Below are 7,952 nucleotides of genomic sequence, written 5' to 3'. Positions count from 1 at the left end.
AGGGGTCAAACCCTAAAAAATCATGTAAAAATTATTAGGAAAAACTGCTATAATGAAACCAGATACATCTTAAAGTTAAAGGATTAAATTTGATATTTAAACCTCAGAGGAGATGAAAAAATTATGTCCGTAAAAACCCTAAAAATAGATGGAATTGATGTTGCTGCTGAAGAAGGAACATCTGTACTCAAAGCCGCCGAAGAAGCCGGGGTCAAAATTCCCAAACTCTGTCATTTAGACGGGGTTTCTGATGTGGGTGCTTGTCGGTTATGCCTAGTAGAAATTAAAGGAATTAATCGTTTATTACCAGCTTGTGTAACCGAAGTTGCAGAAGGTATGGAAGTCTGTACCCAAACCCCCCAACTGCAAGAATATCGACGCATGACCGTGGAGTTATTATTCGCAGAAGGAAATCATGTTTGCGCCGTTTGTGTTGCTAATGGTAACTGCGAATTACAGGACGTTGCAATTGAAGTGGGCATGGATCATAGCCGTTTTCCCTATCGCTTTCCTGACCGGGAAGTAGACATTTCTCATAGTAAATTCGGCATCGATCATAACCGTTGTATTATGTGTACTCGGTGTGTGAGAGTTTGTGCTGAAATTGAAGGAGCCCACGTCTGGGATGTCGGCTATCGGGGAGCCGCAGCTAAAATTATTAGTGGTTTAAATCAACCCTGGGGGGATGTGGATGCTTGTACCTCCTGTGGTAAATGTGTCGATGCTTGTCCCACGGGTTCAATCTTTAAAAAAGGTACTACCACGGCGGAAATGCAACGGGATAGTGAAAAACTAGAATTCTTAGCAGATGCAAGAGGGAAACATCAATGGACAAGATAAAATTTGCTACGGTTTGGTTGGCGGGTTGTTCCGGTTGCCATATGTCGTTTTTAGACTTAGACGAATGGCTGTTTGATCTCGCGGAAAAAGTCGATGTTGTCTTTAGTCCGGTGGGTTGTGATATCAAAGAATATCCTGAAAATGTCGATGTTTGTTTAGTGGAAGGGGCGGTTGCCAATGAAGAAAATTTAGAGTTATTATATCAAGTCAGAAAACGGACTAAACTCTTAATTTCCTTTGGAGATTGTGCGGTAACAGCTAATGTTCCGGCGATGAGAAATATGTTAGGCAGTACGGAACCTGTCTTAAAACGCTGTTATTTGGAACTGAGTGATATTGGGGCTCAATTGCCTAATGAACCGGGTATTGTGCCTGAACTTTTAGAGCGAGTTCGTCCGATTCATGAATTAGTTGATATTGACATCTTTTTACCCGGATGTCCTCCTTCTGCGGATAGAATTAAATCGGCGATCGCTCCTTTATTAGAAGGAAAAAGACCCGTAATGGAAGGACGGGAAATGATCAAATTCGGTTAATCGTTGTTGCGCTTAAGCGCACGAGAGGATATAAATTATAACCCTTAATTTTCATCCTCAAATCTAATAAAGATGCGCTGAAGCGCAACAACAATTTTTAGATGCGCTGAAGCGCAACAACGGGATAGAAATGCTCAATCTTAATAACAAATTACAGAGGTTAAAAATATGTCTAAAACAGTTATTATTGATCCCGTAACTCGGATTGAAGGTCATGCTAAAATATCAGTCTATTTAGATGATGCGGGAGAAGTCGAAAATGCCCGTTTTCACGTCGTAGAATTTCGCGGTTTTGAAAAATTCTGCGAAGGAAGACCGATGTTTGAAATGGCTGGAATTACCGCTCGAATTTGCGGAATTTGTCCCGTTAGTCACCTCTTAGCTTCTGCAAAAACCGGGGATAAAATCCTTGCAGTGCAAGTACCTCCGGCGGGGGAAAAACTGCGCCGGATGATGAATTTAGCCCAATTAATTCAATCCCATGCTTTAAGTTTTTTCCACCTCAGTAGTCCTGATTTTCTATTAGGTTGGGATAGTGATCCTGCTAAACGCAATGTCTTTGGTTTAATGGCGGCTGATCCTGATTTAGCTCGGGCAGGAATTCGCCTGCGTCAGTTCGGACAAACGGTAATTGAACTATTAGGAGCCAGAAAAATTCATGCGGCTTGGGCCGTTCCCGGTGGGGTGCGTTCTCCCCTTTCCGATGAAGGCCGAGAATGGATTATTAACCGCTTACCTGAAGCTCGACAAACCACCGAATTAGCTATTAGTATCTTTAAGCGTTTATTAGATACGGAATTAAAAACCGAAATTGATGTTTTTGGCAAATTCCCCTCATTATTTATGGGGTTAGTTGCCCCCGATGGTACTTGGGAACACTACGGCGGACACCTAAGATTTATTGATAGTAATGGGGAAATTGTTGCCGATGGTTTGAGTGAAGATAACTATCAAGATTTCCTGGGAGAAGCCGTTGAAAATTGGTCTTATTTGAAGTTTCCCTATTACAAACCCCTGGGATATCCCGATGGTATTTATCGCGTTGGGCCCTTAGCAAGATTGAATGTTTGTGACTGTATTGGTACCGAAGATGCAGACCGAGAATTAATTGAATTTCGGCATCGGGCGGGGGGACGGGTAGCTACTTCTTCCTTCTTTTATCATTATGCTCGTTTGGTGGAAATTCTCGCTTGTATTGAAGCCATTGAACAGTTAGTTGATGACCCTGATATTATCTCAAAACGGGTGCGTTCAGAGGCGGGGATTAACTGTTTAGAAGGAGTGGGAGTTAGTGAAGCTCCACGCGGCACTTTATTCCATCATTATCAAGTAGATGAAAACGGATTAATTAAGAAAGTTAACTTAATTATTGCCACCGGACAAAACAATTTAGCCATGAATAAAACCGTGACTCAAATTGCCCAACATTATATTCATGGAAATGAGATTCCAGAGGGAATGTTAAACCGAGTCGAAGCCGGAATTCGGGCTTATGATCCTTGTTTAAGTTGTTCCACCCACGCCGTCGGACAAATGCCTTTGCACATCCAATTAATTCAAAAGGATGGAACAGTAATTAAAGAAAAATACCGCCATTAACCCCACCGTTGTTGCGCTTAAGCGCAATCTTAATGGCTAAAGCCCAACAACATTTTTCAATCCCGTTGTTGCGCTTAAGCGCAATCTTAATGGCTAAAGCCCAACAACGGATTTATGATATTAGGAGGCAAAAAATGCCAAAGGAAAACTTATATTTATGTATGGGTTCTGCTTGTCATCAGCTTGGAGTGTATGAAGTGTTACCGAAATTGCAAGCCTTGATGAGTGAATATGATATTGATCACAAAATTGAGCTAAAAGGCTCATTTTGTTTAGAAACTTGTAGTTCGGGAATTGTGATGAAATTTAAGGACTTACATTTTATTAATATTAGTCCTCAAAATATTGAAGATAGATTTTTGCAAGAAATTCTTCCCGCCATTAAAGATCAGAATTGAGATAAACACCATGTTAGAAACAACTCAGAATCACCTCTGGCAACTTTTGTGGGAATATGATCCTAACGGTTTAATTGCCGTAGATTCAGACTTGATGATTAAAGTTGTTAATCCGGCTTTTTGTAAACTATTTAATGTTGAAGCGAGTGAAATTATTGGTAAACCCGTAACCGAAATTTTAGGGAATGTAGATCATTTTAAAACTGTTTGGGAAACTAATCAGGTAATTCGGGGACGGGAAACAGAATATCCTGAATATCATTTGTATATTCGAGAGTTTATTTTTCCCATTAAGGAAGAAAATATTATTGGCTGTATTATGAGCGATATTACCGCCGAAATGGAACGTAAAAAAGAAACGGATATAATCAAGGCAGAAACCGTTAAAAAAGTGAATGAAGTAGTTGATAATCAAATGAAAGTCGCTCAAGAAATTGCCGGGTTATTAGGAGAAACCACCGCCGAAACTAAAATTAGTTTACTCAAAATTATTGAACTGGTGAATCAGTAAACTATCGGAAACCGGGTTTCTATCTATTCCCTATATTTTAATAAAATTAATATGAGTCAAGATAACTTTTTTGATATTTGTCACCTGAGTTTGAATAAAAAAGGCGAAGAACTTTGTGGTGACCAAGTTAAATTTACCAAAAGCGAAACTAAAAGCACTATTGTTTTATCCGATGGTTTAGGAAGTGGGGTAAAAGCGAGTATTTTAGCCACCTTGACCACGGAAATTTTAATCACCATGTTAAATGCGGATGTTCCTTTAGAGGAAGTGATTAAAACCGTGATTGGAACTTTACCTATCTGTCAGGTGAGAAAAATTGCCTATGCAACTTTTACGATTATTTCGATTAATCATTTAACCAATGAATTTAAAGTAATTAATTTTGATAATCCGCCAATTCTTTATTTTAAAAAAGGTCGCATTGTTAAATTAGAAACCAAAATTGATAAGATTTTAGGGAAAAAAATTCAATATTCAGAAGGAACATTAGAGCGGGGAGATTTTATTGGGGCGATTAGTGATGGTATCCTTTATGCGGGGTTAGGGGATACGATGAATTTTGGCTGGGGTTGGGATAATATTGCTAAATACATGGAGAGAATTTTTATTAGTCAAGCGACTAATTCTCGAACAATTATTGAGCAAGTAATGTCTGAAACCCGTTCTTTATATCGGGAAAAAATTGGCGATGATGCAACTTTTGTGGGGGTTTATGTTAGAAAACCTAACCCGGTCATGATTTTTACTGGCCCGCCTTTAGATATTACTCAGGATGAATTATATGCCGATAGGTTATTAAATTTCCCCGGCAGAAAAGTAATTTGTGGCGGAACAACTGGAAATTTAGTCGCAAATTATATGGGAGAAACTATTGAAATGGATATTGCAACCATGCGAAAAGATTTACCGCCTATTGGTAAACTAAAAGAGGTGGATTTAGTTACAGAAGGAATTTTAACGATTTCTAAAGCCACGGAAATTTTGAGAAAATGTAAGGGGGATATTGCCCGGTTAGCTTCTGATAATAATGGGGCGGTTTTATTGGCGCGGGAAATTATCGAAGGAGATTCGATTTATTTTTTAGTGGGTCAACAAATTAATGAGTTTTATCAGAATCCTTTATTACCTAAAAATATTTCAATTCGTCGTAACTTAATAGAAGATTTAGTCCAGTTACTTCGCAGTCAACAAAAGGAAGTTGTGATAGAATATTGTTAATAATAAATATAGAAAATAATATGATTTTAATTGTCGGATATGGGAATCCCATTCGAGGAGATGATGGTGTTGGTCAAGCGGTAATAACAGAGGTTGAACAGTGGAATTTAACGAATGTGCGATCGCTTTCTCTCCATCAACTCACCCCGGAAGTTGCCGCAGAAATGGCGGAAGTTGATACGGTTATTTTTGTGGATGCTGCTTTAGAAGGAGATACGGTTAATATTATTTCCTTGGAAGCCTTACCCTCAAAATATCTCAAGCGCAACAACGAATTTATTCAACCTCAATTAACGATGCCAAATGGTTTGATTTCCAGGTTGATCAATTAGGGTAATTCCTAATGCTTTCAATTGATCTCGAATCCGATCGCCTTCGGGATAATTTTTAGCTTTTTTCGCCTCTGACCGTTGCTGAACTAAGGCTTCAATTTCACTATCACTTAACCCTAAATTCTGACTTTCCTCTGGTTTTGCTTCTAACCCGAAAACCGTGGCTAATTCCATTAAAGTTTGCCAAGTTTTCTGTAAGTGTTCGGTCGGGGTATTAATATCGCCTCCATGAATTAATATATTGCGATCGCGTCTTAATTCCTTGGCTAATTCAAACAAAATTACTAACCCTTCCGGGGTATTAAAATCATCATCCATTGCCTCTTTAAACCGACCAATAGCATCATCAATTAAGGCTTTTTCATCGGGTTTAAAGCCTAATTTATCGCCATATTCCCTGCCAAATAATAGCCCCTCTTTTAACGTATTCCATCCATTTTCAGCCGAAGCGATCGCCTCATCGGTAAAATCTAAAGGTTTGCGATAATGGGCTTGTAAAATGAATAAACGAATCACCATCGCATCCAAAGGACTATCTAATAAACCGCGAATTGTGGTAAAATTTCCTAAAGATTTAGACATCTTTTCACCACTCACTCTAACCATGCCATTGTGCATCCAATAATTGGCTAAAGGTTGATGAGTTGCGCCTTCAGATTGAGCAATTTCATTCTCATGGTGAGGGAAGACTAAATCCCCGCCGCCGCCATGAATATCAATGGTATTTCCTAATAGCGATCGCACCATTGCAGAACATTCAATATGCCATCCAGGGCGACCTTTTCCCCACGGTGAATCCCATGCAGGTTCCCCTAGTTTTGCGGCTTTCCAGAGGGCAAAATCCGAGGGATCTTTCTTCTTAATTGTATCGGTATCGGAGGAGGAAATTCGACCACTCGCACCCGCTTGTAATTGTTCCTGTTGGCGGCCGGATAATTTGCCATAATCGGCAAAATCTTTTACACTATAATAAACATCTCCATCGACTGCATACGCAATACCTTGATCTACTAATTCTTGGATTAATTGGATAATTTGGGGAAGATGTTCCGTCACCCTGGGATAAGCATTTGCATCCCGAATATTCAAGCGTCGGATATCTTCAAAATAGGCTTGAATATATTTATTAGAAACCGCCTCCATTGTTGCGCCTTCTAATTTAGCCCGGTTGAGAATTTTATCATCAATATCGGTAAAATTCTGAATATAATTAACGGTATAGCCACTATATTCTAAATAGCGTCTAACTATATCCCAAGCAATATAGGATCTAGCATGACCTAAATGGCAATAGTCATAAACCGTTACCCCGCAGCAATACATTTTGACCTGTCCTGCTTCTAGGGGTTGAAAATCTTCTTTTTGGCGAGTTTGAGTATGATAAATTTTGATAACCATATTTTTGATCACGGATTTAGACGGATTTCACGGATTTCACAGATTTTTAAGAGTTAACAATCAACATTTAAACGGATTTTTAAGAGTTAACAATCAACATTTAATTTGTTTGAAAAAACAACTTCTCGCCCCGGTATGACAAGCAATATCGCCAATTTGTTCTATTTTTAATAATAGAGTATCGGCGTCACAATCATAATATAATGATTTCAGTTTTTGAATATGTCCTGATGTTGCTCCCTTGTGCCATAATTCAGAACGAGAACGACTCCAATAGTGAACTTCCTTAGTTTCTAGGGTTTTTTGAATAGATTCTTTATTCATCCAAGCCATCATTAAAATAGTACCATCTTGGGCGTCTTGAGCGATCGCTGGAATTAACCCTTGCTCATTAAATTTTAATGCTTCTATCCACAAATAGTCTTGATTCATAGTCAGTTAATATTTTAAGTTAATTAATCCCTTAAACTTCAAGATCAAGATTAGGATCACAGTTTTGAGCCTTTTTCTTGAAGGTTTGAAAAATATTATAAAAACCGTTAGCGCGAGAAGGAGTTAAACTCGCTTGTAATCCAGTTTCTTGAATAAACTCAGGGTTAAGTCCAACAACTTCTGTGGGAGTCATTCCATTCATTCCCATAATTAAAAAAGCAACTAATCCCTTAGTTAATTGAGAATCAGAATCCCCGTGAAACTGAACTTTTCCCTGTTCATCTAAGTTAGCAATCACATAAACCTGTGACACACAACCCGGAACTTTATTATCAGGAATTTTCTGATCTTCTGGAAAGGTAGGAAGTTTTTGGGCGATAGTAATTAATTGTTCATAACGCAATTTATTAGAAGAAGCCCGTTTAAAACGCTGTACAATCCGTTCTAAAGTTGGGGGTAAGGGAGTTGTGGTGGAAGACATAATCCAAAACCATAAAATTTCTACCTAAGTTTAGCAGGTGTTGGCTGGTAGGGAGCCTATTCCCTTTTAGATTACCCGTAGGGGCGAGGTATTCTCCCCCTTAGAAGGGATACAGGGAATTCAGGGGAATTTTTAGTCTGATGGGTTACTATAGCAATCTTAAATGATTTGCGATCAGAATATAGAACCCCACCCTAGCCCTCCCCT

General features: G+C 38.8%; 10 protein-coding genes. 7 read left to right on the top strand and 3 right to left on the bottom strand.

Features of this window, described 5'->3' with window-relative positions:
• Positions 1-123 precede the first annotated feature (123 nt).
• From hoxU to AC559H_RS20565, 7 genes are all read left to right on the top strand, one after another.
• A complete protein-coding gene (gene hoxU / locus AC559H_RS20595; protein ID WP_026788314.1) occupies positions 124-840 on the top strand; it encodes a bidirectional hydrogenase complex protein HoxU in 717 nt (238 codons plus the stop codon).
• Complete coding sequence (locus AC559H_RS20590; RefSeq protein WP_026788315.1) at positions 828-1,376, top strand: NADH-quinone oxidoreductase subunit B family protein; 549 nt, start codon at positions 828-830, stop codon at positions 1,374-1,376. The genes hoxU and AC559H_RS20590 overlap by 13 nt, the downstream gene beginning before the upstream one ends.
• A 168-nt stretch (positions 1,377-1,544) precedes the next feature.
• The gene (locus AC559H_RS20585; protein ID WP_026788316.1) at positions 1,545-2,975 is read left to right on the top strand and encodes a Ni/Fe hydrogenase subunit alpha; all 1,431 of its coding nucleotides are present in this window, start codon (positions 1,545-1,547) and stop codon (positions 2,973-2,975) included.
• An 89-nt stretch (positions 2,976-3,064) separates the two neighbouring features.
• Entirely contained in the window at positions 3,065-3,373 is a 309-nt protein-coding gene (locus tag AC559H_RS20580; RefSeq protein ID WP_233423081.1) for a (2Fe-2S) ferredoxin domain-containing protein, read from the top strand.
• Positions 3,374-3,383: 10 nt separating this feature from the next.
• On the top strand, positions 3,384-3,884 hold the full coding sequence (locus AC559H_RS20575) for a PAS domain-containing protein (protein WP_026788318.1): 501 nt from the start codon (positions 3,384-3,386) through the stop codon (positions 3,882-3,884).
• Positions 3,885-3,935: 51 nt separating this feature from the next.
• Positions 3,936-5,102 (top strand): SpoIIE family protein phosphatase, encoded by a 1,167-nt coding sequence (locus AC559H_RS20570; protein ID WP_026795093.1) that lies wholly within the window; start codon positions 3,936-3,938, stop codon positions 5,100-5,102.
• A 20-nt stretch (positions 5,103-5,122) separates the two neighbouring features.
• Complete coding sequence (locus tag AC559H_RS20565; RefSeq protein WP_051319466.1) at positions 5,123-5,434, top strand: hydrogenase maturation protease; 312 nt, start codon at positions 5,123-5,125, stop codon at positions 5,432-5,434.
• Here AC559H_RS20565 and cysS read toward each other — a convergent pair.
• The 3 genes from cysS to AC559H_RS20550 all read right to left on the bottom strand — a co-directional run bounded on the left by cysS (position 5,393) and on the right by AC559H_RS20550 (position 7,745).
• The gene (gene cysS / locus AC559H_RS20560) at positions 5,393-6,832 is read right to left on the bottom strand and encodes a cysteine--tRNA ligase (protein WP_026795094.1); all 1,440 of its coding nucleotides are present in this window, start codon (positions 6,830-6,832) and stop codon (positions 5,393-5,395) included. The genes AC559H_RS20565 and cysS overlap by 42 nt on opposite strands.
• Positions 6,833-6,925: 93 nt before the next feature.
• On the bottom strand, positions 6,926-7,264 hold the full coding sequence (hisI, locus tag AC559H_RS20555) for a phosphoribosyl-AMP cyclohydrolase (protein ID WP_026795095.1): 339 nt from the start codon (positions 7,262-7,264) through the stop codon (positions 6,926-6,928).
• Positions 7,265-7,295: 31 nt separating this feature from the next.
• The gene (locus AC559H_RS20550) at positions 7,296-7,745 is read right to left on the bottom strand and encodes a SufE family protein (RefSeq protein ID WP_026795096.1); all 450 of its coding nucleotides are present in this window, start codon (positions 7,743-7,745) and stop codon (positions 7,296-7,298) included.
• Between the last annotated feature and the right edge of the window lie 207 nt (positions 7,746-7,952).

It is taken from the genome of Planktothrix prolifica NIVA-CYA 540 (assembly GCF_963864145.1).
GTDB lineage: Bacteria > Cyanobacteriota > Cyanobacteriia > Cyanobacteriales > Microcoleaceae > Planktothrix > Planktothrix agardhii.
The sequence above is the reverse complement of the archived record's forward strand: the minus strand, read 5'-3'. Positions and strand labels throughout refer to the sequence as shown.